The 24,910-nt window shown below is 60.3% G+C and carries 23 protein-coding genes and 1 tRNA gene; 6 read left to right on the top strand and 18 right to left on the bottom strand.

Annotated elements, in window-relative coordinates:
- Positions 1-21: 21 nt before the first annotated feature.
- Genes rsmD through HMPREF2857_RS09565 form a run of 6 tightly spaced genes read right to left on the bottom strand, consistent with a single transcriptional unit; the run spans position 22 to position 6,233 of the window.
- Positions 22-588 carry a 16S rRNA (guanine(966)-N(2))-methyltransferase RsmD gene (rsmD, locus tag HMPREF2857_RS09590; RefSeq protein ID WP_048735471.1) on the bottom strand — a complete coding sequence of 189 codons (567 nt, stop codon included), beginning with the start codon at positions 586-588 and terminating at the stop codon, positions 22-24.
- Positions 589-861 carry an acyl-CoA carboxylase biotin carboxyl carrier protein subunit gene (locus HMPREF2857_RS09585; RefSeq protein ID WP_070643966.1) on the bottom strand — a complete coding sequence of 91 codons (273 nt, stop codon included), beginning with the start codon at positions 859-861 and terminating at the stop codon, positions 589-591.
- Positions 862-885: 24 nt separating this feature from the next.
- The gene (locus HMPREF2857_RS09580) at positions 886-3,036 is read right to left on the bottom strand and encodes an ATP-dependent DNA helicase RecG (protein ID WP_070643964.1); all 2,151 of its coding nucleotides are present in this window, start codon (positions 3,034-3,036) and stop codon (positions 886-888) included.
- Positions 3,037-3,040: 4 nt separating this feature from the next.
- Positions 3,041-4,567: a DAK2 domain-containing protein gene (locus tag HMPREF2857_RS09575; protein ID WP_070643961.1), complete on the bottom strand. Its 1,527-nt coding sequence runs from the start codon at positions 4,565-4,567 to the stop codon at positions 3,041-3,043.
- Between the two features lie 6 nt (positions 4,568-4,573).
- Positions 4,574-5,239 (bottom strand): uracil-DNA glycosylase, encoded by a 666-nt coding sequence (locus HMPREF2857_RS09570; protein WP_048735462.1) that lies wholly within the window; start codon positions 5,237-5,239, stop codon positions 4,574-4,576.
- A 37-nt stretch (positions 5,240-5,276) separates the two neighbouring features.
- Complete coding sequence (locus tag HMPREF2857_RS09565) at positions 5,277-6,233, bottom strand: thiamine-phosphate kinase (protein ID WP_070643959.1); 957 nt, start codon at positions 6,231-6,233, stop codon at positions 5,277-5,279.
- A gap of 111 nt (positions 6,234-6,344) precedes the next feature.
- Here HMPREF2857_RS09565 and HMPREF2857_RS09560 point away from each other — a divergent pair, with 111 nt between their 5' ends.
- Positions 6,345-7,325, top strand: a complete 981-nt coding sequence (locus tag HMPREF2857_RS09560; protein WP_070643956.1) for a DUF3515 domain-containing protein — start codon at positions 6,345-6,347, stop codon at positions 7,323-7,325.
- 10 nt (positions 7,326-7,335) lie between these two features.
- On the opposite strand, the gene HMPREF2857_RS09555 is transcribed toward HMPREF2857_RS09560, so the two are convergent.
- Positions 7,336-8,439 carry a D-alanine--D-alanine ligase family protein gene (locus HMPREF2857_RS09555; RefSeq protein ID WP_070643953.1) on the bottom strand — a complete coding sequence of 368 codons (1,104 nt, stop codon included), beginning with the start codon at positions 8,437-8,439 and terminating at the stop codon, positions 7,336-7,338.
- A gap of 35 nt (positions 8,440-8,474) precedes the next feature.
- The gene (locus HMPREF2857_RS09550) at positions 8,475-9,473 is read right to left on the bottom strand and encodes an NAD(P)H-dependent glycerol-3-phosphate dehydrogenase (RefSeq protein ID WP_016422532.1); all 999 of its coding nucleotides are present in this window, start codon (positions 9,471-9,473) and stop codon (positions 8,475-8,477) included.
- A gap of 112 nt (positions 9,474-9,585) precedes the next feature.
- On the opposite strand from HMPREF2857_RS09550, the gene HMPREF2857_RS09545 reads away from it, so the two are divergent.
- Positions 9,586-10,566 carry an NUDIX hydrolase gene (locus HMPREF2857_RS09545; RefSeq protein WP_172954645.1) on the top strand — a complete coding sequence of 327 codons (981 nt, stop codon included), beginning with the start codon at positions 9,586-9,588 and terminating at the stop codon, positions 10,564-10,566.
- Between the two features lie 3 nt (positions 10,567-10,569).
- Here HMPREF2857_RS09545 and HMPREF2857_RS09540 read toward each other — a convergent pair whose 3' ends face one another.
- The 4 genes from HMPREF2857_RS09540 to leuC all read right to left on the bottom strand — a co-directional run bounded on the left by HMPREF2857_RS09540 (position 10,570) and on the right by leuC (position 16,561).
- Complete coding sequence (locus HMPREF2857_RS09540) at positions 10,570-13,038, bottom strand: polynucleotide kinase-phosphatase (protein WP_070643951.1); 2,469 nt, start codon at positions 13,036-13,038, stop codon at positions 10,570-10,572.
- Positions 13,039-13,040: 2 nt separating this feature from the next.
- A complete protein-coding gene (locus HMPREF2857_RS09535; protein WP_070643948.1) occupies positions 13,041-14,432 on the bottom strand; it encodes a 3' terminal RNA ribose 2'-O-methyltransferase Hen1 in 1,392 nt (463 codons plus the stop codon).
- A gap of 48 nt (positions 14,433-14,480) precedes the next feature.
- Positions 14,481-15,071: a 3-isopropylmalate dehydratase small subunit gene (gene leuD / locus HMPREF2857_RS09530; protein WP_049189541.1), complete on the bottom strand. Its 591-nt coding sequence runs from the start codon at positions 15,069-15,071 to the stop codon at positions 14,481-14,483.
- A 62-nt stretch (positions 15,072-15,133) separates the two neighbouring features.
- Positions 15,134-16,561, bottom strand: a complete 1,428-nt coding sequence (gene leuC / locus HMPREF2857_RS09525) for a 3-isopropylmalate dehydratase large subunit (RefSeq protein WP_070643946.1) — start codon at positions 16,559-16,561, stop codon at positions 15,134-15,136.
- 65 nt (positions 16,562-16,626) lie between these two features.
- Here leuC and HMPREF2857_RS09520 point away from each other — a divergent pair, with 65 nt between their 5' ends.
- Together HMPREF2857_RS09520 and HMPREF2857_RS09515 are read left to right on the top strand one after the other, a co-directional pair.
- A complete protein-coding gene (locus tag HMPREF2857_RS09520; RefSeq protein WP_016422526.1) occupies positions 16,627-17,352 on the top strand; it encodes an IclR family transcriptional regulator in 726 nt (241 codons plus the stop codon).
- Complete coding sequence (locus tag HMPREF2857_RS09515; RefSeq protein ID WP_070643943.1) at positions 17,352-18,542, top strand: MFS transporter; 1,191 nt, start codon at positions 17,352-17,354, stop codon at positions 18,540-18,542. Before HMPREF2857_RS09520 ends, HMPREF2857_RS09515 begins: the two co-directional genes overlap by 1 nt.
- Here HMPREF2857_RS09515 and HMPREF2857_RS09510 read toward each other — a convergent pair whose 3' ends face one another.
- Positions 18,543-19,466: a TDT family transporter gene (locus HMPREF2857_RS09510; protein ID WP_070644058.1), complete on the bottom strand. Its 924-nt coding sequence runs from the start codon at positions 19,464-19,466 to the stop codon at positions 18,543-18,545.
- Between the two features lie 69 nt (positions 19,467-19,535).
- Between HMPREF2857_RS09510 and HMPREF2857_RS09505 the strand changes: the two genes are divergently transcribed.
- Complete coding sequence (locus tag HMPREF2857_RS09505; RefSeq protein WP_070643940.1) at positions 19,536-20,438, top strand: LysR family transcriptional regulator; 903 nt, start codon at positions 19,536-19,538, stop codon at positions 20,436-20,438.
- On the top strand, positions 20,422-20,847 hold the full coding sequence (locus HMPREF2857_RS09500; protein ID WP_016422516.1) for a carboxymuconolactone decarboxylase family protein: 426 nt from the start codon (positions 20,422-20,424) through the stop codon (positions 20,845-20,847). The genes HMPREF2857_RS09505 and HMPREF2857_RS09500 overlap by 17 nt, the downstream gene beginning before the upstream one ends.
- Here HMPREF2857_RS09500 and HMPREF2857_RS09495 read toward each other — a convergent pair.
- The 5 genes from HMPREF2857_RS09495 to HMPREF2857_RS09475 form a co-directional block, all read right to left on the bottom strand.
- Complete coding sequence (locus HMPREF2857_RS09495; RefSeq protein WP_070643938.1) at positions 20,841-21,950, bottom strand: acyltransferase family protein; 1,110 nt, start codon at positions 21,948-21,950, stop codon at positions 20,841-20,843. The genes HMPREF2857_RS09500 and HMPREF2857_RS09495 overlap by 7 nt on opposite strands.
- A 70-nt stretch (positions 21,951-22,020) precedes the next feature.
- Positions 22,021-22,977, bottom strand: coding sequence for a lactate/malate family dehydrogenase (locus tag HMPREF2857_RS09490; protein ID WP_016422514.1), 957 nt, complete (start codon positions 22,975-22,977; stop codon positions 22,021-22,023).
- Between the two features lie 110 nt (positions 22,978-23,087).
- A tRNA-Glu gene (locus HMPREF2857_RS09485) sits at positions 23,088-23,160 on the bottom strand.
- 83 nt (positions 23,161-23,243) lie between these two features.
- Positions 23,244-24,029 (bottom strand): TatD family hydrolase, encoded by a 786-nt coding sequence (locus tag HMPREF2857_RS09480; protein ID WP_231367188.1) that lies wholly within the window; start codon positions 24,027-24,029, stop codon positions 23,244-23,246.
- Positions 24,026-24,805 (bottom strand): tRNA threonylcarbamoyladenosine dehydratase, encoded by a 780-nt coding sequence (locus HMPREF2857_RS09475; RefSeq protein ID WP_016422512.1) that lies wholly within the window; start codon positions 24,803-24,805, stop codon positions 24,026-24,028. Before HMPREF2857_RS09475 ends, HMPREF2857_RS09480 begins: the two co-directional genes overlap by 4 nt.
- Positions 24,806-24,910: the final 105 nt, after the last annotated feature.

The following is a 24,910-nucleotide window of genomic DNA, read 5'->3' as shown; positions in this document are numbered from 1 at the left end:
CGTAAAGCGTAAAGAAGAACGTTAAGCGTTATAGATAGCGGTGTCGAAGCGCGCCAAACCGTGAATGCGGCGCTTCAGCTTCTGCTGGAGCTGTTCGTAGCCCTCGGGCCACTGCGTCTCCTCGTCATCGCGGTGACGCTCCACAGTCACAACCGCGCCCGGCGCGAGGAAGCTGCGCAGCGCCTCGAGCATCTCTGTAACGGCCTCCCCCGCCAGCTCATAGGGAGGATCCGCAATGACGCGGTCAAAAGGCTCGCCCGGCGCGCCCGCAAGGTACGACGACACTTTCATCGGAGACACGGCCACATCGGGATGCCCCACGGTGCGAATGTTCTTTTCAATAGCGGCAATGGCGTTCGGATCGTTTTCCACCAACACGACGGAACGCGCGCCGCGCGAAGCCGCTTCCAAACCGAGCGCACCCGAGCCAGCGAACAGGTCGAGAACGCGAGTTCCCTCTAGCCCAAAGCGTGTGGACCAGGAAGAAAAGATGGCTTCCTTCGCGCGGTCGCTAGTTGGCCGCGTGGTCTCTCCCTTGGGCGCGACTAGCCTACGGCCGCGTGCCTCACCTGCAATAATGCGGGTCATCTACTTCCCTTCGTGCGATGTGTTCTCGTTGCCGTTGTGCTGTGCCGTGGTGCTGTGAGTTGCTGGCGTGATTCGTGCCAGCAGCTGACCACCTTCGACATCCACAAATTGATCTGCCGCCACCTCCGCGACCGTGCCCGGGCAGGGCGCTAAAACCGGCGTTTCTAGCTTGACGGCCTCCACGACCGCAATGACCTGACCGGTCGTCACCGAGTCTTTCTCGGCGACCTCCCAGCGGACTACTCCTGCAAAAGGTGCACAGACATCTACCATGCCCAACAGTCTACTTTGGTCTTACTAGGAGCGGTCCAAGTAGTTCGACTGCTCTTCATCGATATCGGAGATGAGCTCTCCCACAAGCCTCTCATCAACATCGAGGAGAACCATGGCATCATGTCGGGTGCGCTCGATGATTTCGCCGTCGGTGGTGAGGTCCACCAGGCCGAGGCCAGTCGCCAGCCCCGATTGGTCATCGCCGAGCAGATCGCCGAAACTACGCGTGGCCAGATCCAACTCCGCCAGTTGAATGCCGTCGGTGGTGGCGGCAATGCGTTCCAGCCGGGTGCGCTCGGGTGTCTGCGAATGCGTGTGGGTACACAAGAAGCACAGTCCACCCCGGTCACCACGGCCGACACGACCGCGCAGCTGGTGAATCTGCGAGATGCCGTAGCTCTCGGCGCGGCGAATCATCATAATCGTGGCCTCTGGTACATCCACGCCGACTTCGATAACTGTGGTGGACACCAGCACATCCAGCTGTCCTGTGGCAAAGGCCTGCATCACGCGGTCTTTGTCCTCCGGTGTCATGTTGCCGTGCAACTGACTGATACGTACACCGGGAAGTTTCTTCCTCGCTCGGTCGAACACCGCCTCCACGGACTCGTCGAGGAACTGTTCCTCGTCGCGGGTAATGCGGGGACAGACAATGAAGGCGCGGTTGCCCTTGGCCACTTCTTCCCCAATCCGCTCCCAGGTTCGTGCCTCCCAGCGCGGCTTTTCCAGCGTCGGTACGACAAAAGATTGGATCTCCTGACGTCCCCGTGGCAATTCCGTCAACTGCGAAACTGCGAGGTCGCCAAAAATGGTCATCGCTACCGTGCGCGGAATGGGGGTTGCCGACATCACCAACAGATGCGGTGTCATTCCACCCCGTCCCCTGCTGCGCAGCTGATCGCGCTGGCGCACACCAAAGCGGTGCTGCTCATCGACGACCACCAGCCCGAGATCGAAGAACTCCACGCCCTCACTGAGCAGGGCATGCGTGCCGACGACAATGTCAGCCTCCCCGTTGACTGCCTCCAACAGGGTTGCCCGGCGCTCCTTCGTCGACATCGATCCCGTCAACAGTCGTACAGTCACTGCTACTCCGGCTTGCTCCAGCATCGCTGTCAGCGATCGGTAGTGCTGTTGGGCCAGGACTTCCGTCGGCGCCAGCATCGCGCACTGCCTGCTGGAATCGACTGCTTGCAGCATTCCCAGTAGGGCCACCACGGTCTTACCCGAGCCGACTTCACCTGCTAGCAGGCGGTTCATTGGGCTGGGCTGCGACATATCGTCCGCAATATCGGCTGCGACCGCGACCTGACCGTCGGTAAGCGAAAACGGCAACCCCCGGCGTAGCTCGTCGCGAAGTCCCCCGGCGACTTCCATGCAGGCCGGAGCGGTGAGGCTCGCTTGAGTACGTTTGCGTGCACCAACCGCGAGCTGGAGCTCAAGCGCTTCGTCGTACTTCAGTCGGGCAAGCGCGATGTCGGGGCCCGCGATGGAGGGAAAGTGTGCGCCACGCAGTGCGGAGTCGAAATCGGTAAGTCCCTCCGGCGTGGCGGGCAATGGGTCTGGCTGGAGCGGTAACCATTCGAGGATGCGCTGCATGTACAGAGCCAGGTGAATACCCGCTACTCCTTTACGGCCACGGTAAATGGGCAGATAGGGGCGCGTGAGCAGCCGCTGCATCTCCGCAATCCCCTTGGCTGTCTTCGTCAGTGTGGCCAGCTTGCCAGTGGCTGCGCCTACCGAACCATCGGCTTTAAGCACCATGCAATCAACATTTTTCAGCTGTAGCTCATTGCGGAACTCGCTGAGCGTGCCAACAATGAGCAGACGCACACCGGGGTGCAGCATATTGCGCAGCCATTCGGCACCGAAAATCGCGGCCGGAAGAATGCGCACGCCGTCGCTGACATAGATTTTCAGTGGCTTGCGTCGGTCGGCGAAGGCGGGCGCTGGCGAAATGCTGTGCACCTCCACGACTGTGGTGATGGTGTCGCCAATGTCGGAAAATGACACATCTAAGCTCTTGCCCTGCGCCACGTAGCGCTTTGGGAAGTTCGTCAGCGCATCCGAGACGGTCTCCATACCAAAAGCCGTATGCAGCTTCTTTGCAATCTTTGGCCCCACCACGATATTCAGGGGCGTGCGCGCATAATCCGAGCCGAGCCATCCGAGCATCGCGCTACTCGATTCCTACCTGCACCAGCTCATCGATGCCGGTCGCATCATAGGCTACGACCTCCACAGGCTTGTCCAGCCGCGCCCGCACTTGCGCTATGTCAACGCCCTCAGATCCGCGCCCGAGCAGCAGAGTCACTAGTTCCCCGCCGCCAGCCAACAGGTCTGAGATGGTCTCTGTGAGCGCGTCAGTCAGGGGCTTATCGACGTCCGCAGCGACTACAGCCGTACGCGTGCCATTGGCGGCCTCTCCCATCGCATACGCAGCAACCGCCAGCGGCAGCTCAGCCGAATGCACGGCCAAGGCAGCAAGGCCAGCCGGAATGGAGGCTGTGGACACTACCGCGAGAGTCGGATTAGCCGCGGCAGCAGCGAATTCGATATCCGCCAATTCCTGGTCGCTGACCAGCCCATTTGGCAGCAGGATTACCTCATCCGCACCCCGCATGGCAGTCAGCGCCTTGGTGACCACATTGTCAGCGAACTCCTGGTCGGCGATGGCTGCGCGATCTGTGGGAGTGGATGTGGGAGTCGGAGCGGGGGTCGGGCTGATAGCAATCGCTCCCGAGGAGGTGATGAGATCATTCAGCGGACCGTCCGGCACTACCGCAATGAGGATGCGAGTGGACTCAGGTGTTGGTGCCGGCTCATCGAGCACCTCGATACGGATGCGTTCCGGACGACCGAAGTCAAGTGCTGCCTCGATAACCGCGCCCGGCTCCACTGTGTGGATGTGCACCATGTACTGCGCGGTCTGCGCATTACCAGCATCACCTGCGATGATGAGCGAATTGCCCAGCGGGTTCAACCGCTCTCGCAGCGCTTCCACCGCCAGGGTATCCGCCAAGGAAATCAGGTACATGACCTCCATTTCAACGGTGGCTACGTGTGGCGCGCCGACATGCAAATCGACCGGTGCGGCTGCGCGGCCGCTGACTTCGTCGGCAAGCGCGTCGAGCAGAATGACCAACCCCGCGCCGCCGGCGTCGACCACGCCCGCCTGCTGCAGTGCCGGGAGCTGGCTAGGGGTTTTCGCCAGCGCATCGCGAGCGGCATCCGCGATTGTGTCGGCGAGCTCCTCAATCGAGTCGCCCTCAAATTCCTCCGCGGCAATCGCGGCGTGCCGCAGGACTGTCAGAATCGTGCCCTCCACCGGATTGGCAATCGCTTGGGAAACATGTTGCACAGCTAGCTTTAGCGAGTGTTGTACCGACTCAACGCCAATGCCACTACCGGAGGCAGCCTCAGCCACTGCGCGAAAAACCTGCGAGAGCACAGTGCCCGAATTACCGCGGGCGCCGCGCACTGCACCGGCAGCTAGGGCCGCGGTGACTGCGCGAACATCGGAAGCGTCAGCCTTTTGCGCTTCCTCATAGGCCGAACTCAACGTCGCGAGCATATTCGACCCGGTATCGGAATCCGGTACTGGGAAGACATTGAGACTGTTAATCTCATCGCGGCGGGATTGAAGCGCGTCAATCCCCCGGGCAACCCAGCCGACAATGGCGGCAGAACCAATCTGCAAAGACATGAATTCCTATTCTAGCGTCCAGTCGATAGGGGTAGCTCCCTGACGAATCAGCGACTCATTGGCCCGGCTGAACGGACGCGACCCGAAGAACCCACGGGATGCCGACAGCGGTGACGGGTGCGGCGAACAGATGCAGTCCACGCCGGGGAGCCAACGCTGCAAACTCTGCGCGTCGCGTCCCCACAGAATGGCCACGAGAGGCTGATCACGGGCGACCAATGCTTTGATGGCATGCTCCGTGATTGCCTCCCAGCCCTTACCGCGGTGCGAGGCAGCAGCACCCGGGCGCACGGTCAGTACACGGTTGAACAGGGCCACGCCCTGCCTACTCCACGGAGTGAGGTCACCGTTGGAGGGAGTCGGGAGCCCCAGGTCGGAGGAGTACTCCTTAAAAATATTCGCCAACGACCGCGGTACCGGCTTCACATCCGGCTGGACCGAGAAGCTAAGCCCCATCGCATGCCCCGGGGTCGGGTACGGGTCCTGACCGATAATGAGCACCTTCACCTCATCGAATGGATAAGTAAAGGCGCGCAGCACATCGGTGCCCGCGGGCAGGTAACCGTAGCCGGCCGCGTTCTCCTCGCGCAGGAACTGCCCCATCCGGTGGATGTCATCGGCCACTGGCTCCAGCGCCTTCTGCCACCCTTCTTCGACCGGCAACGGATCCATGTCATGCAGCCTTTCTTCTCAAAACCTCTTCGAACTCTTAAAAGGAAACCCAACCGGCATCGCGGGCAGGAGGTTTGCCGTCGATAAGCACCGAATCGAACTTTTCCTTCGACACCGTACCGATAGCGCGGAACCCCGTCGGAGGCTCCCCCGGCGTCGAACCGATCAGTGTATGGTCCTCCCCTCCGGTGAGCACCCACTCCCACGGGTCGATGCCCAGGTATTCACCAGCGGCAATCTGCAACTCATCGGGCGCAATGGCACTGCTGTCAACTTCCAAAGTAACCCTGGAGGCCTGCGCAATAGCGCGGAGATCCACCACCAGTCCATCGGAATTGTCCGTCAGTGAACGCACACCTGTAGCTCGCGCCGTGGCACCCCTGCGGTATTCGAATTCGGGCGTACAGTGTGCTGCCACCAGCTGCGCAAACTCACTTGGAACCCTCGCCGGGCTTCCGCAGTGCTGCAGCAGCGCAAGGCCCGCCGCAGAGTAGCCGATGCGTCCCGACGCAATCACCGTATCCCCCGCGCGTGCCGCTGAGCGCAGCAGCGGCCGCCCAAGCCCACCGAGTTCGCCCATCGCACTGATGGAAATCACCAGAGAATCTCCGCTGACCATGTCACCACCGACGAGTTCCGCCGGACATTGCTTGCCTTCCTGCCACAATCCCTCGGCGATACCGGTGACCACACTCACCGGAGTATGCAACGGTGCTGAGATGGCGAAAAGCATGGCCGTTGGACGCGCGCCCATCGATTCGATATCGGCGAAATTCTGTACTGCGGCCTTAGCTCCAACTTGCTGAGGTGTCGACCAGTCCAGGCGGAAGTGGCGCCCTTCCACCAACATGTCGGTGGAAGTGACAAAACGGGCGTTGGGGGTTGTCTGCGTCAAGACGGCGGCATCGTCGCCATTGCGTGCCGACGGGGCGATAGCCCGGATGGCCTCAATGACCCCAAACTCGCCAATATCGCCAATGGTCAATTCAGTCACAGTGTCGAGTCACATTCCTAATAGTCGATGGTTAACCGTTAATAGCGGAACCCGTCTCGGTATTGCCCCCAACCAATTGGAGTTGGTACCGGACAACGTAGAATCAGGCCCATGGTAGACGCACCCCCATCGGGAGAAACAGTTCAGTCCAAGGGTAGCCGGACACGCGCGGGCATCGCACTCGCTATCGCCATTATCGCTATCCTCGGCATTATTTTTGCCGCAAAGATTTACCAGGATAATCAGGCGACAAAGCCAGTCGCGATTTCCAACCCGGAGCTCCCCGCCAATGACTCGCCCGAGTGTGCGGAACTGCTCGACCGACTGCCAGATCGCGCCGCAGGTCTGGTTCGCGCCGACATTGCAGAGCCAGCTCCAGAAGGTGCCGCTGTGTACCGAAACTTGGAACAAGACCGCATCACGCTGCGCTGTGGCGCGAACGTACCTAGCCAGTACAACGAACTGGCTAAGACCGAAGAGGTCAAGGGCATTTCGTGGCTGCGTGTTATCGACAGTACCGACGAGTCTTTGGCGACTTGGTTCACCGTCGGGCGCGAACCGGTTGTTGCAATTACCGCCGAAGGAAATGCAGAGGCGGAGGATGCCCTGAGTGACCTCGCCGAGGCGCTGCGCCCGGACTCCGAGTACAAGAACAAGCCGGAGCGCGGCGGCGTCCCACTGGTAGAACTGGCAGCTCCGGAAGCTGATAAGCGCTGCAGCGGCTTGGAGGCTGCCCTCCCCCGCGAGCTTGGCAACCGTCACCTTCTGAACGCAGAGGAAATGCCGGCTGACATGCCGAAGGACATGGTCATTTGGGGCGGCACCCCAGCCGATCCGGTGGTGCTGCGCTGTGGTGTCGACGAGCCGGCTGGCTATAGCACCACCACGCAGCAGCTGACGCAGGTTGGCGACATTGTCTGGTTCAACGAACCAACGCTTTCCTCTGGTACCTCCGCCACCTGGTACGCCATGGGCCGGGAGCGCTTCGTCGCCGTTGAAATGCCGATGTCGGAGGCCAGCTCACTGATGCCGGTGCTCTCCTCGGTCATCGCGGACAACCTGGAGAACATCTCGCCGAGCGAAGAAAAGTAAGAACCAACTTCTATCGACGAGCTACCAGCGCCCGCTCAATCAGGGCGCTGAGCAGCTCCTCGTAGGCAACACCGGAAGCCGCAAACATCTGCGGGTACATCGAAATCGGGGTAAAGCCCGGCATGGTGTTGACCTCATTGATAATCGGGCCATTATCCGTGACAAAGAAGTCCACGCGAGTCAGACCATCAGAGCCCAGTGCCCTGAACGCCCGACGAGCATCCGTGTCCAGTGCCTTCAAAACATCCTCCGGCAGCTCAGCCGGGATCTGCGCCGAGACGACATCATCCAAGTACTTGGTCTCAAAACCGTAGAAGCCCTCGTCGGAGTCCTCCGTGCCACACAGCAACGACGGAACTGATACCTGCAGGCTGCCGTCAGCGCGCTGCAGCACACCAATCTCCACCTCGGCGCCGTCTACACCGGCCTCTACAATGACCTTCCAGTCGTGCTCTCGGGCCAGCTCTACCGCCGCATCCAGATTCGCCCAATCATCCACGCGGGAAATGCCAATCGACGATCCACCACGGGCAGGTTTAACGAACACCGGCAGGCCAAGGGTCTCCTTGTCCTCGTCGGAAAGCGACTCGCCGACATGCAAAACAACCTGCTTGCCGATAGGAAGCCCCGCTGCCTGCAAGAGATTCTTCGTGCGTTCCTTATCCATTCCCGCCGCGGAAGCGAGCACGCCCGGGCCGACATAAGCAATGCCGGAAAGCTCAAAGAGCCCCTGAATCGTGCCGTCCTCGCCGTGCGGACCGTGGAGTACCGGGAAGATGACGTCGACGGTGTCGAAAACCTCGCCGGCGCGATCACCGGTGACGAAGCGGAATTCACCGCGGCGTGACGGCGACGTGCTCAGCGCAACTTCCTCGCCCGGGATGACCTCCGGCATCGTACGCCCCTGTGTGCGCAGCGTATCCGTCTCACGCGTCCCGACGGTCCAGACACCATCCTTGGTAATACCAATGGGAACCACTCGGAAGCGGTCCTCATCCAGGTGATCCATAATTGCGCCGGCCGAGACACAGGAGACGCTGTGCTCAGGGCTTGCGCCACCGTAGATGACGGCGACGGAAATGCGATCTGCAGACGAGCTATTCGACGAAGTCATGGTGACTTAGTTTAGCCCCGACCTCGTTGAAGTGGTTACTCCGACTTGCGGCTTCGCCCCATCAGCTTGCGAATTGTCTCATCGACCTTCGCGCCTTCGTGGCAGACGGCGTAAACGGCCTCAGTAATTGGCATTTCCACGCCATTGCGACGAGCGAGGTCACGGACCGAGATTGAAGAAATCACACCCTCAGCCACCTGACCGCGCGTAGCGTGCTGCGCCTGCTCCATCGTGTCACCGCGACCGAGACGATCGCCGAAGGTACGGTTACGCGACAGCGGCGAGGAACAAGTGGCCACCAAGTCACCGAGGCCCGCCAATCCCGCGAAAGTCTTATCTTCTGCACCAACCGCGTCGCCCAGACGCGTGATTTCCGCCAAGCCACGGGTGATAATGGTTGCCAGCGTGTTCTCACCCAATCCTTGACCAGCGGCCATACCGCAGGCCAACGCAATGACGTTCTTGCAGGCACCGCCGATTTCGCAGCCGATCACATCGGTGTTGGTGTACGGGCGGAAGTAATTAGTGGCAACTGCCGCCTGAATCATCTTGGCATTGTTCTCATCGGCGCAAGCAATCACCGTTGCCGCTGGCTGCTCCATCGCAACTTCGCGGGCGAGGTTCGGGCCGGACAGCACCGCAATACGCTCTGCTGGCAGGTCTGTGACCTCCGCAATGACCTCACTCATGCGCAGATGTGTCTCGCGCTCCACACCCTTGGCCAGGCTGAGCAGAATCGTCTCCGGCCCGATGAAGTCCTTCCAGACCTTGAGGTTGTCACGCAGAGTCTGCGAGGGCACGCCCAGCACCACCACATCCGCGCCCTTCAGCGCGGCCTCTGCATCCGAGGTGGCTTCGATGTTGCGCGGCAGCCCCAGACCAGGCAGGTAGTCGTGGTTTTCGCGGCTGATCTGAATACGCTGTGCCTGCTCCGCACGTCGCGACCACAGCCGTACAGGATTGCCCGCATCAGCAAAAACCTTGGCGAGCGTCGTGCCCCACGAGCCCGCACCCATCACTGAAACCTGCACCATCGCCGCGACCTTCCTCCGTTAGTCTCTAATCTCCAACAAGTCTAGCGAGACGTTCTCACACTGCGATACTAAACTAGGTCGGCGACAAAGGATTGAAAGGGAATTCACGATGATGCACGAAGAGGACAAGGACCTCAAGGGCGATACCTCCGTGACCGGTCGCCTGCGCCAGATTCCAACGAAGCCAGGTCAGGATGTCACCAAGCCGACCTTCGCGGCTGGCGCGGTTCTATGGCGCGGCGATGTCCACAACCCTGAAATCTGCGTGATTCACCGTCCCTCCTACGACGACTGGTCGCTGCCGAAAGGCAAGCTCGACGCCGGCGAGAACCTCATTGCCACCGCCGTCCGCGAAATCTGGGAAGAGACCGGCTACCGCGTCCGTCTGGGCAAGCTCGTCGGCAACGTCTCTTACCCTGTCGCCGGACGCACGAAGCTGGTCTGGTACTGGACCGCTGAGGTTCTAGACGGCGAATTCGAACAGAACTCCGAGGTCAACGAGCTTCGTTGGGTCTCCTGGGACGAAGCCGAGGAGCTGCTGTCCTACGACCTCGACCGCGACGTGCTGGTCAAGGCCCGCAAGCGCATGAACAAGGAACCGGACACCCGTCTCATTCTGGTTCGCCATGGGCGTGCGCACCGTCGCACCAACTGGAACGGCAATGATGCACTGCGGCCACTGGATAAGAAGGGACGTCGTCAAGCGGAACTGCTCGTCTCCGCCCTGGAAGGCTTCCGCCCCGAGCGGATCTACTCCGCCGAGCCCGTGCGTTGCCAGGACACCGTCGCGCCACTCGCCGCAGAGCTGGGCATGCAGGTCACAGTCGACGAACGGCTTGGCGACGAGCACTGGATTGCCAACCAGGTTGAGTCCAAGAAGGCATTCGAAGACATTGTCGCGCTAGGCGGAGTCAGCGTCATCTGCTCTCAGGGCATCACCATCCCAGACCTGCTTGCCGCCTGGTCCGCTGAGGGCACCCTGCCCTTCGACGAGGAAATCCTGTGCAAGAAGGGCTCTGCCTGGGTGCTGGGCTTCAACGACGGTGTGATGACCACGGCTGATTACTACGCCTCGGCGCTGCCGGTGAAGTAATCCCTACAACCTCGGATCCATCGGCTCTGACTCCAGCGCCAACACGCCGAAGACCGGAACATGGATCCGATGCAGTGGTTCGCCGGCCGCTAGGCGCTCCAGCGACTCAATGCCGAGGGCATACTCGCGCAGCGCCGATGACTGCTTGTGCTGCAGATTTCGCCGCTTCAACTGCTCTTGACGCTGCGGGTGCAGGTAGTCATGCCCATAAATCATGCGCAGATACTCCCGCCCCCGCACCTTCATACCGGGCTGCACCTGACGGTCCACTGCCGCGTTTTCCATTGGCTTGACGACGGCCCCCTCCCCGCCCGACTCTGTCAGCTGCAACCACCACTGCGATGCGGCCTCCACCTGTTCCGGGTCACTGGGGTCGAGGACGAAGCAGCGCGTCTGCCGGTAGATCTCACTGTCAGCTGCTACCAGCTGGTTCGCGATATCCAAGTGCCATGAGTGCGGCTTGTGGTGCCAGGTGGCATCCTCACTTGCCAGCACTTGGAAGGGCGCGAACTGAATCTTGTTGTCGCTGTCGACATAGCGGTTGTAAGCAGCGCGGAACTTCTCGAGTTCGTCCAGAGTCTGTTCTGGAGCGGGACCGCCGACCTCTACTCCCCTATCGGTTGCCGCCTGCAGAGCGACCGCGAGCTGCCTCCCTGCACCGATACCCGCGGCAGCGGTGGGTGCATAGATGTCGTCGATAAGCCCTTGTGCCTTGAGATTCCAAGGCAACATTTCACCGTCGAGCAGGACCCAGTCGCCGAATTGATCGAAAAGCCCGGCGCGCTCTGCGGCCTTGGTCATTTCGTCGAGTGCTGGATTCTTACCTTCGAAGAAGGCGCGTCCGGTACGGGTATATGCGTAGGTGCTAGCACCGAAACGGGTCTTTGCCCCTGGCCGGATCAGGCAGAGCACAGCTCGGGAACCCATGTGCTTCTCCTGACAAATGACCTGGTCAGTGTGCGCTGCGTAGTAGCGGAATGCCTCCTCCGGGTGTTCCAGGAATCCCTCTCGCTGCGAGGTCGGCGCCGGTGACATTGTCGGTGGCAGGTACGGAATTTTCTCCGGCGCGAGCGTAAAACGACTAATTGTTTCCAGCGCTGCAGCCGCGCGGTCACTATCAATGCGGATGCGTCCATGGCGCCCAGTCTGGATACCATCGACATCCAACACGTCAGTGATGCGCAGCTCGGACTCCGGGCGATTGGTGGTCTTGCGGGATGGGGCCTCCCACCAGGTGTGTTTTGCATCAACCTGCACAGTCTCTAGCTCGGGATAGCGCAGCGCAGAGAGCTTGCCGCCAAACACGCAACCAGTGTCGATGCACATGGTGTTATTGACCCAGCGCAGACGGTCCGCTTCCATGTGGCCATAGACCACACGGGCGGAACCGCGGTAGTCCGCTGCCCAATCCAAACGTTCTGGCAGGCCATTTTCATCACGCTTGCCAGTAGTCGCACCGTAGAGCGCGAACTCGCGGACCTTGCCGGAGGCCCTGCCATGGAGGTGCTCAGGCAGTCCCGCGTGGGCTACGACCAGGGCGCCGTCATCCAGCACATAGTGCACCGGCAAGTGGTCGATGAAGTCGCGGACGTCCTTCCGGAATTCCTCACTTTCGCCTGCGAGCTGAGTAAGTGTTTCGGCCAGCCCGTGGCCCGTGGTGACGTTGTGGCCGTCGAGGGCGCGCACCAACTTAGAGTCGTGGTTTCCGGGCACGCAGAGAGCATTGCCGTCCGAGACCATCCCCATGACCAGCTTCAAGACGGCTGGGCTATTGGGGCCGCGGTCAACGAGGTCACCAACGAAAATGGCCTTGCGGCCATCTGGGTGATGAGCATTGCTGCCATCCGCCGAGAGCTCGTAGCCGAGCTTCTCCAGCAGTGCGGTCAGCTCGTCGAAGCAACCGTGGACATCGCCGATGATGTCGAAAGGGCCGTGGAGATCGCTGCGATCGACCTTCAGCGGCACACGTTCAATGGTGACGTTGTCGATTTCCTCCGCGGAATTCAAGATGAAAACGTTGTGAATCTTCTCGCGCTTCAGGTGCTTGAGCCCTCGGCGCAGGTCACGGTGCTGACGCTCCAACACCTCCACTCCGAAGTTGCGGTCAGTGCGCTGCCTGTGCCGCTCCTTCACCTCCGCCAACGGAAGATTCAAAACGATAGCAGCACTGAGCGCATGGTGTCTGCGCGCCAGCTTCACGAGCCGGGCGCGGTCCTGCGGTTTCACATTCGTCGCATCGACCACGGTGAGTAAGCCTGCTTTCAGCCGCTTGCCGACGATCGTCTCCAGCAGCTCAAAAGCAGGCGCCGTCGCCGCCTGGTTATTCGGATCGTTGGAAACAATGCCGCGACAAGTATCCGAGGATACGACTTCAAACGGGCCGAAGTGTCGTGCCGCAAAGGTAGACTTTCCAGCACCGGAGACACCGACCAGCATGACCAAGCTGAGGTTAGGAAGTGAGATGGTACTCATAGTTAGCTCTCCTCTGCTGCGGTGAAGTCGTAGGAAAAGACCGCCATTTGTGTTGGTTGGCCGTAAGTTTCGTGCACGTCCCCAATACCGTCGAAGTCCACCAGATAACCGAACTTCTCGGCCACGCCCCTGGCCCACTGACGAAATTCCGCGCGGCTGAACTCGAAACGGTGATCGAGGTGCCGGAACTGTCCAGGCTCTAGGTTTGGGTAGCAAGCGTTGTAGTCACTATTTGGGGTGGTGACGATGACATACTGCGGGCGTGCGAGCCCAAAGACGTTGTTCTCCAACGCGGGCAGCCGGTCGGCATCAATGTGCTCGATGACCTCCATCAGGATTGCCACGTCCATGTTCGCAATGCGCTCATCGACATAGGTGACCGAGGATTGGAAAAGCTCAACCCGCGCGGCTTGGCGCTCCGGCATGCGATCTAGGTTCAGCGCCTTGTGCGCCTTACGAAGCTCCCCCACAGAAACATCGGTACCAACGATCTGCGCGATTCGCGGATTCTCCAGCATCGGCCCCAGTAGCACGCCGGAACCGCAGCCGATGTCGACTACACTGCGCGGGCGCAGGCTAAGTACTTCACGCAGTACTCGCTCTTGGCGCTGTCGATTAAGTGGCTTGGCTGGCTGGTCACCGCGGGGCAGTTCGATTGCAGCGGCTTCCCCAGCAAGCTTCACGACAGCCTCGTTGACCAGGCCTTTTTGATCCGCAAGATAGCGCCCCAGGATTCTCTCCCGCTGTGGGTGCTCCGGTAGCCAGTCCCGCGCACGCGCGGCGAGCTTGTCGATTTCCCGGTCATCGACCCAATAGTGTTTCCCACCGTCGAGGACGGGCAGCAGAATATACAGGTGATTGAGCAAATCGCGGACGGTTGCCCTACCCGAAAGCGTTACCGTCGGTGAGAACTTCTGGCCGGCAATATTGTTCGAAAAATCGCAGGCGACGTTCCACCCCAGCGGTTCGAACAGAGCCCGGATTTCTTCCTCGGTGCCGGGTACCGCGGCGACTGTCGCGGTGAGGTCGCTCGGGGTTTCGTCGTAAGGCGAGGGCTTTTCCATGACCATCGCCGTGGAGAAGACGGACTTCAGCGCCACTGTCATAAGCGATGACGCGGCCCATTGCCGGTCATTGATGTAGCCGGTCAGATTGAACGTATCAGCGCGGTACTGCTTGAGTTTCAGCAGCTCATCGCGGTCAATATCAACCCAAAGGGCTGCCGTGCATTCGGCATCGGTAGCCGTGGGGAAAAAGACTCTGGCAACACCGAACTTTAACTCGGACTCATGCACGCGATCGGGATGCTTTCGCAAAATAAATCCCAAATCGCGTGCCGATTCAGCAGGCGAAGATTCACCGAGCCGAGAGTGTTTAGTGATTGCCAGATACATACGGCAAGTCTAACGCCTACCGCGGATTGGGCTAGAGCATTTTTTGACCTACAGCGTCTTAGGCTTGTGGGCCGGACGACTCTCCTCGTAGGCCACAATGTCCGCTTCGTTGCGCAGGGTCAGGGAGACGTCGTCAAGCCCTTCCATCAGACGCCAGCGGGTGTAGTCGTCGACCTCGAACGGGAAGACCTGCTCACCGGCCTCGACGGTGCGGGTCTCCAGGTTGACGGTGAGCTCCATGCCAGGGTTAGCCTCCAGCAGCTTCCACAGCAGCTCGACATCGGACTGCTGCATCTGTGCGGCGAGCAGCCCCGCCTTGCCGGCATTGCCACGGAAGATATCGGCGAAGCGGGAGGAGATGACGACGCGGAAACCGTAGTCCATCAGGGCCCACACGGCGTGCTCGCGGGAAGAACCGGTACCGAAGTCCGGCCCTGCTACGAGGACGGAGCCCTTTGCGTATTCCGGACGGTTGAGCACGAAGTCGGACTCGTTGTTGCGCCAGTTGCTGAACAGGCCATCCTCGAATCCGGTGCGGGTGACGCGCTTTAGGTAGACAGCCGGGATGATCTGGTCAGTGTCGACGTTGGATCGCTGCAGGGGAACGCCGACGCCGGTGTGAGTATCAAACTTTTCCATAGTGAAAGGTCCTTAGAAGTTCTGCTTGGGTCTGTTGTACAAAGATCGGCAGTGAGAGTCAGTTAGAGATCAGCCGGTGCTGCGAAGTGACCGGCGACGGCAGTGGCTGCGGCGACAGCCGGGCTGACCAGGTGGGTACGACCACCCTTGCCCTGACGGCCCTCGAAGTTGCGGTTGGAGGTCGAAGCGCAACGCTGGCCCGGGGTCAGCTGATCCGGGTTCATGCCCAGGCACATGGAGCAGCCCGGCATACGCCATTCGGCGCCTGCCTCTTCGAAGATCTTGCCCAGTCCCTCTTCCTCAGCCTGCGCACGGACCTTTGCGGAGCCCGGCACGATGAGCATCTGGACGCCGTCGGCAACCTTGCGGTCCTTCAGCACGTCGGCGACGGCGCGCATGTCCTCGATGCGGCCGTTGGTGCAGGAACCTACGAAGACCACGTCGACCTTAACGTCGCGCATCGGGATGCCCGGCTTCAGATCCATGTACTCCAGTGCGCGCTCGGCCGCGATGCGGTCGGAGTCCTCTGCGATGAACTCCAGATCTGGCACGGTCTCCCCCAGCGGCACTCCCTGGCCAGGGTTGGTACCCCAGGTAACGAATGGAGTCAGCGCGGAACCATCGATTTCGACGACCTTGTCGAAATTCGCGTCCTCGTCAGTAACCAGGGACTTCCAGTATTCGACAGCCTCGTCCCACTGCTCGCCCTGCGGCGCGTGCGGGCGACCCTTCAGGTATTCGAAGGTGGTCTCGTCCGGAGCAATCATGCCAGCGCGGGCACCGGCTTCGATGGACATGTTGCAGATGGTCATGCGGGCTTCCATCGACAGCTTCTCAATGGCCTCGCCGCGGTACTCAATAACGTGGCCCTGACCGCCGCCGGTGCCAATCTTGGCGATAATCGCCAGAATCAGGTCCTTGGCGGTAACACCATCCTGCAGTTCGCCGGTGACATTAACCGCCATGGTCTTGAAAGGCTTCAGCGGCAGGGTCTGGGTAGCCAGAACGTGCTCAACCTCGGAGGTACCAATACCGAAGGCCATAGCACCGAAAGCACCGTGGGTTGCGGTATGTGAGTCACCACAGACGACGGTGGTGCCCGGCTGAGTCAGGCCCAGCTGTGGGCCGACGACGTGCACGATACCCTGCTCGCGGTCGCCCATCGGATGCAGGCGGATACCGAACTCCTCGGCGTTCTTGCGCAGTGTGGCAATCTGAGTACGAGAGGTCGGTTCCTCAATCAGATTGATTTTGCCGCCGGCGACAGTGGTCGGAACGTTGTGGTCCTCAGTTGCGATAGTCAGATCCGGGCGGCGTACCTTGCGCCCTGCCAGACGGAGGCCATCAAAAGCCTGTGGCGAGGTAACCTCGTGGACGAGGTGCAGATCGATATAAATCAGATCTGGTTCGCCGTTGTCGCCTTGCTTGACTACGTGGTCATGCCAGACTTTCTCGGCCAGAGTCTTCGGGCTGGTGTCCGTGGTGCGCATAGTGGGTGAGCCGCCTTCCGGATATATCTCTTTTATCTCAAGGAATGAGATGTTAATATCATGGCATGGGACAGATTAGCACATCCGAGACGCCAGCTCTAAGTGGCATTAAGGTTCTCGACCGTTCGGTACTCATTCTCAAGTCTGTTGCAGAAACTCCACGCACCCTCGCCGAGCTCTGCGACGACACCGGCCTGCCCCGCGCCACCGCCCATCGGCTGGCCACGGCGTTGGAAGTACACCGCCTTGTCACCCGCACTCCGGACGGCCGCTGGACGACGGGCCCCGGCCTCACCGAGATCACGCCTGTCACAACCGACCTGCTTGCCGACGCCGCAGCGCACATCCTGCCGAAGCTAGTAGAGGTAACCGGAGAGTCCGTGCAGCTCTACCGTCTCACCGGCGACACCCGCACCTGCATTGCCTCCATGGAGCCCGCCACCGGGCTGCGCAACACCGTGCCGGTTGGCTCTCGTATGCCGCTGACCGCCGGCTCCGCCGCACGTGTTCTGCTGGCTTTTGGCCCGGCCAATCTCGCTGAGCGCATGCTGCCCGACGCCGACTTCAACGAACAGGATCTCGATGACTGCCGACGTCTCGGCTGGTCTGAGTCCATGGGCGAGCGCGACCCCGCACTCGCCTCTGTTTCCGCCCCGGTTTTCGACGGCAACCACCGCATGATTGCAGTCCTGTCCGTCTCTGGCCCCGTGGAGCGCATGACTCCGTCGCCCTATGAATGCTGGGGCGCAAAGGTTCTCGCCGCCGCTGAGGAGATGAGCTCCCGACTGTAATGCCCGCTTACCGTCACCTTGTCCTACTTCTGTCCATGTTCGCGGCGGTCGGTTCGTCCGTCGTTCACATGGGTGTGCCTTTTCTCATCCCATCCCTGCAGGAAAACGGTTTAAGCCTCTCCGCCGCCGGTCTCGTCGCAGCAATGCCGGCGGCCGGTATTGTTTTCACACTCATCGCCTGGGGCTGGTTTGTCGACCGCTACGGCGAACGCGCAGCTCTGTTCGCAGGCTTGACTTCTACCGCCTTGACGACGGGGCTTGCGGCGCTGGCTTCGTCGTCAAGCCCGGCCCTGCTCGGGGCTGCGCTCTTCCTCGCTGGATGTGCGGCGGCGAGCGTGAATTCTGCATCCGGCCGCGTGGTGTCGGGCTGGTATCCGCCGCATCAACGCGGTACTGCGATGGGCATTCGCCAAATGGCTCAGCCCCTTGGCGCTGCACTATCAGCGGTAACCCTGCACCCTCTCGCGCAAAACTACAGCATCGGTGTCGCACTCGCGATGCCTGCAATCCTGTGCGCCGTGCTGGCGTTGCTTGTGTTGATAGGCGTAAAGAATCCCCCTCGCCCTGATGCCTCGAACCCCACCGTCACGGCCAGCCCTTACCGCGACGGCAAATACCTTGTGCGCATCCATATCGCCTCGGCGCTGCTGTCTTGGCCGCAGTCGATGATGGGCGCCTACATTCTGGTGTGGCTGTTGTCCGTGGGTTATGCCGATAGCACGGCGGGCACGGTTGTGATGGTCTCACAGCTGCTCGGTGCCGGATCGCGAGCACTGATGGGTGTGGTCTCCGACCGCGTTCGGTCCCGCATCCGCCCCTACCGCTGGGTCTCGGGTGCGACTTTTATCCTGGCTGTCGCAATGATGATTGCCAGCTGGGCTGATTGGCGCACACTTGGCACTGTGCTGGTCTGCGCACTGGCCGTTGCCGTGGTCAGCCCGAATGGTCTTGCCTTCACCGCAGTTGCTGAATACGCAGGCCCCTTCTGGTCCGGACGCGCTATGGGTACGCAGAACACGTTCCAGAACATTATCTACGCTGCAACGCCTCCGGTTTCGGGTGCGATTGTGGCCGCTGCGGGCTTCCCCGCACTGTTTGCCGTCACGGCTCTGTTCCCCGCCGCCGCGCTGGGTATTGCGCCACGAGAAGACCAGAACCGCAACGGGAGGGTGCGGGTCGAGCTTGACTAGCTAGCTCCGCACCCACCAAACAAATCGAGCCACGCACGCGCACCAGTGCACAGCCAGCAAACACAGCAGCCCAGCGCTGATCACGTACAGCCACTGCGCGCCGATAGTGCCACCCAGGTTGTGCGTACCAAGACTCAGAGTGCCCACGGGGAAGGTTGCACCCCACCAACCAGGGCTGTATCCCGCCCAACGGATTACGGCGCGGGTGAATCGTCGTAAAGCAATGGCGGCGAGGAAGACACCGACAATGAGCACGGTGGTGCCGTAAGCGACAGCGAAGGTTCGGTTGAAAAGCAGCTGGGCAGCGGCCGTGGACTGACCGACCAATCCGAGCGGAATCCAGGCAGTACCGGCGATGGAATCGGGGATACGCATGGTGCCGGAGAACAGCGCGACGTAGCAGCGTACGAAAATCGGCAGAACGGTAATCAACGCCATCCAAAAGAATATTTGTGCGCAGACGTGATAGAACGTGCCGTAGTCAACGCTCAGCTGCGCGCCGCTTGTCGCCGCCACCATCGGGGCGACCAGTGCAAGGCCCCACTGAAAAGTCGGCTCGCCTTCGAATCCTCGCAGTTGACGAAGACTGACGTAGATTGCCAGCGGCGCGCCAATCCACCAGGACGCCAGCTGCCACACAGAATCGTTAAACAACGAGCTTGCGGCACTACCGAGAGACATAATGCCCATCGCGAACATGCCCCACGGCGCCTGCAACTTCGAGTGAAAAGCCGGGTTTCGAAATCGCAACCAACCGACCACTATGAAACCGAGAATGCCACCTGCCACGACGAGAAGCAGTTCCGGAACCACCGGCACATCATGAATGTGCGTAAGCGTGGCGAAGATGGAGGTGCCCATCAGCGATCCTGCCCACGCAGGCCCGGCGGGCGCAAGCACATCACTGCGAGGAGAGTTGGTCATGCCCATACCGTATTTGTTCTTGCTGCAGTCACCGCTATCACGAAACTCTGTGAGGGGTACCATTGACGCATGTACCCCTCCGCTGTGGCCGAACTCGAAGCACTTTTCACCGTCGCCCGTGCGGGGGCGATCTCGAAGGCAGCACGTGAGCTCGGCACCAACCAGCAGACCATGTCCGCACGCATCGCACGGGCGGAAAGAGCGCTGGGAATCACCGTCTTCGAACGCTCCCCTTACGGCGTCTCCCCTACAGAAAAAGGGCAAGTGCTTATCGACGCTCTCCCAGATCTCCTCGCCGCCTGCCACAGATTTTCGGGCATTGCCGCCAGCTTGCGTTCCGACAATGTTCCCCGCCACCTCACCCTTGCGGTGTCCAACACTGTCGCTGAGCTCTACTACCCCGGCTGGGCCGCCGAGTTCCACCGGCAACATCCCGCAGTCAAACTGTCGATGGTGCAGGCAAACTCCCGTGAGGTGCGGCAACTAGTGGCCGACAGTGCGGTGGACTTCGGCCTGGTAGAGGGCGAGGCTGGTCGGCACGACCTCGAAGAACGAATCATCGGCACCGACGAATTGGTCCTCGCCGTGCCGACTGGCCATCCGTGGGCTGAGCGGGCCGAGATATCCGTCGAAGAACTGCGCGCGACGCCACTCGTTATTCGCGAACCGGGTTCCGGTAGCCGACAGGTGGTGGAGGATGCACTGGGCACTCTCACCGAACCCGCCGGAGAATTTGGCTCTCTTTCGGCACAGCGCGCTGGCATGATTGCGCTGGCAGCGCCAACAATCATCGCCCGTGGCGCAATTCGCGATCAGGTAACGCTCGGGCGCATCGTCATCGTCCCCACCGACACCGTTTTTACTCGCAACCTCAGCGTGGTTATGCGTCGTGGCAGTAAAGCTAGTGGAGACATTTCGGAATTTATCCGCATTGCTAGTCCTATACTTAGCAAGCATGAGCAATCCCAATGATGACCTCTTTTCCTCCGACCGCTACGATGCCGGCATCCAAATCCGCCGCGAGGTAATGGGCGACGAATTCGTCGATGCCGCCCTCTCTCGCAACGCCGGCTCCGACGGAGAGACCCTGCAGAAGCACATCACCGCCACAGTCTGGGGTTCTGTCTGGAGCCGCGAAGGACTGGCCAAGCGTGATCGATCCCTGCTCAACATTGGAATGCTCGTGGCCCTGCGAGCCACCGAGGAACTGCGCGGCCACATCAAGGGCGCTCTCGCCAACGGTCTGACCCGCACCGAAATCACCGAAGCCATTGTCCACGCTTCCGGTTACTGCGGCGCACCAGCTGCACTGTCCGCGATGAAGGTCGCGCAGGAAGTGCTCGTTGCTGAGCTCGGCCCGCTTGACGACGACGATCAGTAGGCAGCCCACGGGCTCTCAGGCCCTGGCCTCTGCGTTAGTACATCAGTGATGCGGCGCAGCAGCCACGACAATGGCAGGGCGATGGCAGTGGTGACAATTGCCACTGCCAACATCGAGCCCTGGAAGGTCTGATAACCCATCAAGCTCATTACCCAGTCCATGACCAACACGTGGACGAGGAAGAACTCGTAGGAGACCTCCCCCAACCACATCAAGGCTGGATGACGAAGCCACCTTACCTCCGTACCCAGCGCAATCGGGGCCACGAATGCGCCTGCGGACAAGCCATACAGCGTGGTCTTCCACAAAGCCTGGTCAACATCATCTGGCACCAAGGTAGCCGGCCCCACATGCGTAGTAGTGGATAGAACGAACAGCACCAGAGCTATCAACCAGCTGGCGGCCAGATTAACGCGCCATCCGACCTTTCGACCGTAGGCCAGCAGCATACCGATGGCGAACCAGTCGAAATACGCCATCGGCCACAGCCGTGCCACCACCGGCAGCAGGTTTTCCTGGTGCGATAGCACAGTCCAGACCGGCCCAATGAGGCCAAAACCAATAATAATGGCCAACGTTGGACCAGGCCGTAACCGCCCCTTTGTGATCGTCCAGATGCCAAGCCCCACCAGCGGCAATACCAAGTAGAAGCCGACTTCCACCACCATCGACCACATCTGCGGCAAGCCCGGGTGAATCCAGCCGAATTGGAGCGTCTGGGTAAACGACATCGTGCGCAACCAGCCCTGTAGCCCTCCACCAGATGGTGGTGGGTCGTCTGCGGTGTGAATGAGAAAGGCCGCAGTGACCACAATCCAGTAGGCCGGCAGGACTCTCTTCGCACGGCTGGTGAAATACTTCCGCAAGTCCGGTCGGTTCGCGGGGACGTCGTCAGGCGAACCGAGCCAGCGCCCTGTGAGCAGAACCGCACTGAGCACGAAGAAGATGGTGACGCCAATTTCGAATCGACCGTTGAGGCGCCCCCACCAATCGCCGGTGTAATTGCCCGTCCAAAACGCGGCATGCGTGAGCAGGACGCCGAACGCGCCGATGGCTCGGATGCTGGTCAGCTCCGGAACGTAGGTGGACTTGGCCGAATTCATGGCAATATTTTAGGAGCGCAAAGTACTTCCCCGTGTTATTTCGGCAAAAGTGGAATCTACATAATTTCTTCTACATGTTCTCGACGGTGCTCAAGATGTACTGAGCAGATTCACGCAGTCGCTCCAGCTCCCAGCTGTTTAGCTGTGGCGGCATACGACGAATGATTCCACCTCGGCCGATCACCGCTGGCATCGACAGCGAGACATCCGTCAACCCGTATTCACCATCCAAGCGTGTACACACCGGGTGGACGCTGTTTTGATCCAGCATCACCGCGCGGGCAATTTCCAAAGCGGAGCGTGCAACACCAGCATTAGTCCAGCCCTTGGCATTGAGAACATCGTAAGCTGCCCCGACTACGGCATCTTGAATTTCTTGCGGTGAAGGCAACTGCGTGCCATGCCATTTTTCCAGTTCTGTCCACCTCACACCTTGCACGTTCAGCGTGGACAAAATTGGGACGGCCGTAAGCCCGTGCTCACCCATCATGTAGCCAGTAACTGACTTCGGGTCGATACCGAGCTGTTTGGCAACTACCCAGCGCAGTCGGGCCGAATCTAGCATCGTGCCGGTGCCAAAGAGCTTTTCCGCGGGGTAATCGAACTCGGTATGAGCCAAGTGCACCACTGCATCGAGCGGATTAGTAATAAAGAGGACAATCGCATCGCGCGTATGCTTCACGATTCCCGGCATGACATCGCGAACCACTTCCCCGCTGAGCTTGGCTAACCCGGCACGGTCCGGACGGGAATCCGGGTCGTCCGGATCAGGGAGAATGGACGCACCAGCAGCGACGATAATCATATCCGCGTCGGTGCAATCGCTGTAGTCGCCAGCATGCACATTGACATAGTCCGTGCCGGGAACACCAGTGGACTGGGATTGGTCCAGAGCCTCGCCATGCGCGACGCCTGGTGCCGTGTCAATCGTGGCAATCTCAGCGAACAGCCCGGATTCCATGGCATATGTCAGGACATACGAACCGACGTGACCGAGACCAATACAAACGAGTTTTGAATGTTTCATAGTTTCGATACTAGGACTGTGGAAATCCCGTGCCGCGGTGGAGGGGTGAGCAGCAAGACAAAAGCCTCCACTCGATTACGAGTGAAGGCTCTTGTCTCTATATATCTTTGTACCCCGTACGGGATTTGAACCCGTGTTACCGCCGTGAGAGGGCGGCGTCCTAGGCCGCTAGACGAACGGGGCTTAGAACTTTCATCCGCGCGCTGCGGACTTGTTAAACAATACACTAGACGTGGATAGTAACTGCAAATCGCCCGGTCAAGGCGCTAAATTCCAAGTGCTTCCACATTTTTTGCCAGTGCGTTTTTAAGCTCCGCTTCATCCATTTTTCGCAGAGCCGCAACCTCGGCGACAGTGTCCCGCAAGGCCGCGACGACCTCGGCAGAGACCGCCTCCGCCGCGTAGCCGCTTCCAGGCTCGTGCGGAAGGTCAGTTTCCAGCAAAAGCCTATCGACGGGCACCTGCGACACATAGGCCCGTCCGCGTTTGGTCCGCAACATGAGCGGATTGACGGAGATATAGCCACCGGCTCGGATAAGCCTGGTCAGCTCATCGCTGGTGCCACCGAAACGGTGAAAGATGGGCACGAGATTCTGACCGAGCCCTACCCCTTTGTCGGAGTCCAAGCGTGGTTCCAGCAGATCAAGCACTCTATCGGCGCTGCGGACTGTGTGAATGGACAGAATATGCGGCTGGCTCGAGGCTCGGACAGCATCGAGAATGCTTGTGAAGACGTGGATTTGGGTCTCGGCGGGAACGTCGTCAAGCCTGCGGGGCGCGAAGTCCAAGCCAATCTCACCGACGAAACGGGTGCGTGGAAGGGCCTCGCGAAATATCTCAAGCTCGCGCTCGTAGTTGCCGTCGATATACCACGGGTGATAGCCGACTGCGGCCATGGGGAGATTTTCGCGCTCTATCTCGACAAATCCGGAGGGGCGGACTGTCTGCGCGATGATCTCCACGCCTTCCTGCGCAATATCGGCTTTGAAGCACTCGCGCGAAGCCGGTGGCAGGAAATCGTAGTGAAAGTGGGTATCGATGAGCCGCATCATTTTTCCGTTGGTGGCTGGTTTTCGTCGGCCGGACCGCCGATGCGCGGGGCCAGCGGGGTTTCCTCGAACCCGAGCAGACGGCGAATGACCTTTCCGGCCAGCATCTGCCCCATGATTGGCGGTATGTAGCTCATGGTACCGAGGGTTTCCGCCTTGGTACCGCTGCCCTTGTCCGCAATTCTCACTGGCTCTTCGGATGAGTACAGCACCTCAAGACCGCGAATGCGTCGGCGGATACACACCTGACGGACGACCTTCGCCAGCGGACAGACCTTAGTCTTATTGATCTTCGAGAAGGTTAGCCGAGCTGGGTCGAGCTTATTTCCGCCACCCATAGCGGAAATGAGGTGGGTGCGATTTTCCGCGCACCACTGCGCGATCTCAATCTTGCCGGTGACATCGTCGATAGCGTCGATGATGTAATCCGGACGCGGGAACTGCTCGAAGGCCTCCGCCAGGTTTTCGCGTGTAAGAAAAATCTGCCGGGCATAGGTCGTACAATCCGGGTTGATATCGGCAACCATCGCCTCCATGACCTCGGCTTTGACCCGGCCAATCGTGGAGACAAAAGCCAGCGCCTGACGGTTGAGATTGCTCGGCTCTACGACATCGCCGTCGATCAAGATGAGGTTGCCCACGCCGCCTCGGGCGAGAGCTTCGGCACAACTCGACCCCACGCCTCCGAGTCCGACAACCATGACGGTAGATTCAGCCAACGTTTCTAGCCCCTCCTCCCCTAGGAGAAGCTTCAGTCGTGCGAAACGTTCACTGGTCATAGTCGCCCCTGGTCATAGTCGCCTCGATGCTTAAAAAACAAAAACTCCCCAGCCGACTGACTGGGGAGTAACTTTGTACCCCGTACGGGATTTGAACCCGTGTTA

It is taken from the genome of Corynebacterium sp. HMSC076C10 (assembly GCF_001812455.1).
Taxonomy (GTDB): Bacteria; Actinomycetota; Actinomycetes; order Mycobacteriales; family Mycobacteriaceae; genus Corynebacterium; species Corynebacterium jeikeium_D.
The sequence above is the reverse complement of the archived record's forward strand: the minus strand, read 5'-3'. Positions and strand labels throughout refer to the sequence as shown.

Bases quoted from the DNA above. Each gene is read 5' to 3' on its own strand.
- leuC (WP_070643946.1), bottom strand. From the start codon at position 16,561: ATGCGCACCACGGACACCAGCCCGAAGACTCTGGCCGAGAAAGTCTGG.
- HMPREF2857_RS09585 (WP_070643966.1), bottom strand. From the start codon at position 861: ATGGTAGATGTCTGTGCACCTTTTGCAGGAGTAGTCCGCTGGGAGGTC.
- HMPREF2857_RS09555 (WP_070643953.1), bottom strand. From the start codon at position 8,439: ATGACTTCGTCGAATAGCTCGTCTGCAGATCGCATTTCCGTCGCCGTC.
- HMPREF2857_RS09570 (WP_048735462.1), bottom strand. From the start codon at position 5,239: ATGGATCCGTTGCCGGTCGAAGAAGGGTGGCAGAAGGCGCTGGAGCCA.
- HMPREF2857_RS09545 (WP_172954645.1), top strand. From the start codon at position 9,586: ATGCACGAAGAGGACAAGGACCTCAAGGGCGATACCTCCGTGACCGGT.
- rsmD (WP_048735471.1), bottom strand. From the start codon at position 588: ATGACCCGCATTATTGCAGGTGAGGCACGCGGCCGTAGGCTAGTCGCG.
- HMPREF2857_RS09495 (WP_070643938.1), bottom strand. From the start codon at position 21,950: ATGAATTCGGCCAAGTCCACCTACGTTCCGGAGCTGACCAGCATCCGA.
- HMPREF2857_RS09480 (WP_231367188.1), bottom strand. From the start codon at position 24,029: ATGATGCGGCTCATCGATACCCACTTTCACTACGATTTCCTGCCACCG.
- HMPREF2857_RS09520 (WP_016422526.1), top strand. From the start codon at position 16,627: ATGGGACAGATTAGCACATCCGAGACGCCAGCTCTAAGTGGCATTAAG.
- HMPREF2857_RS09490 (WP_016422514.1), bottom strand. From the start codon at position 22,977: ATGAAACATTCAAAACTCGTTTGTATTGGTCTCGGTCACGTCGGTTCG.
- HMPREF2857_RS09550 (WP_016422532.1), bottom strand. From the start codon at position 9,473: ATGGTGCAGGTTTCAGTGATGGGTGCGGGCTCGTGGGGCACGACGCTC.
- HMPREF2857_RS09505 (WP_070643940.1), top strand. From the start codon at position 19,536: ATGTACCCCTCCGCTGTGGCCGAACTCGAAGCACTTTTCACCGTCGCC.
- HMPREF2857_RS09540 (WP_070643951.1), bottom strand. From the start codon at position 13,038: ATGAGTACCATCTCACTTCCTAACCTCAGCTTGGTCATGCTGGTCGGT.
- HMPREF2857_RS09500 (WP_016422516.1), top strand. From the start codon at position 20,422: ATGAGCAATCCCAATGATGACCTCTTTTCCTCCGACCGCTACGATGCC.
- HMPREF2857_RS09535 (WP_070643948.1), bottom strand. From the start codon at position 14,432: ATGTATCTGGCAATCACTAAACACTCTCGGCTCGGTGAATCTTCGCCT.
- HMPREF2857_RS09580 (WP_070643964.1), bottom strand. From the start codon at position 3,036: ATGCTCGGATGGCTCGGCTCGGATTATGCGCGCACGCCCCTGAATATC.
- HMPREF2857_RS09510 (WP_070644058.1), bottom strand. From the start codon at position 19,466: ATGACCAACTCTCCTCGCAGTGATGTGCTTGCGCCCGCCGGGCCTGCG.
- HMPREF2857_RS09575 (WP_070643961.1), bottom strand. From the start codon at position 4,567: ATGTCTTTGCAGATTGGTTCTGCCGCCATTGTCGGCTGGGTTGCCCGG.
- leuD (WP_049189541.1), bottom strand. From the start codon at position 15,071: ATGGAAAAGTTTGATACTCACACCGGCGTCGGCGTTCCCCTGCAGCGA.
- HMPREF2857_RS09515 (WP_070643943.1), top strand. From the start codon at position 17,352: ATGCCCGCTTACCGTCACCTTGTCCTACTTCTGTCCATGTTCGCGGCG.
- HMPREF2857_RS09475 (WP_016422512.1), bottom strand. From the start codon at position 24,805: ATGACCAGTGAACGTTTCGCACGACTGAAGCTTCTCCTAGGGGAGGAG.
- HMPREF2857_RS09560 (WP_070643956.1), top strand. From the start codon at position 6,345: ATGGTAGACGCACCCCCATCGGGAGAAACAGTTCAGTCCAAGGGTAGC.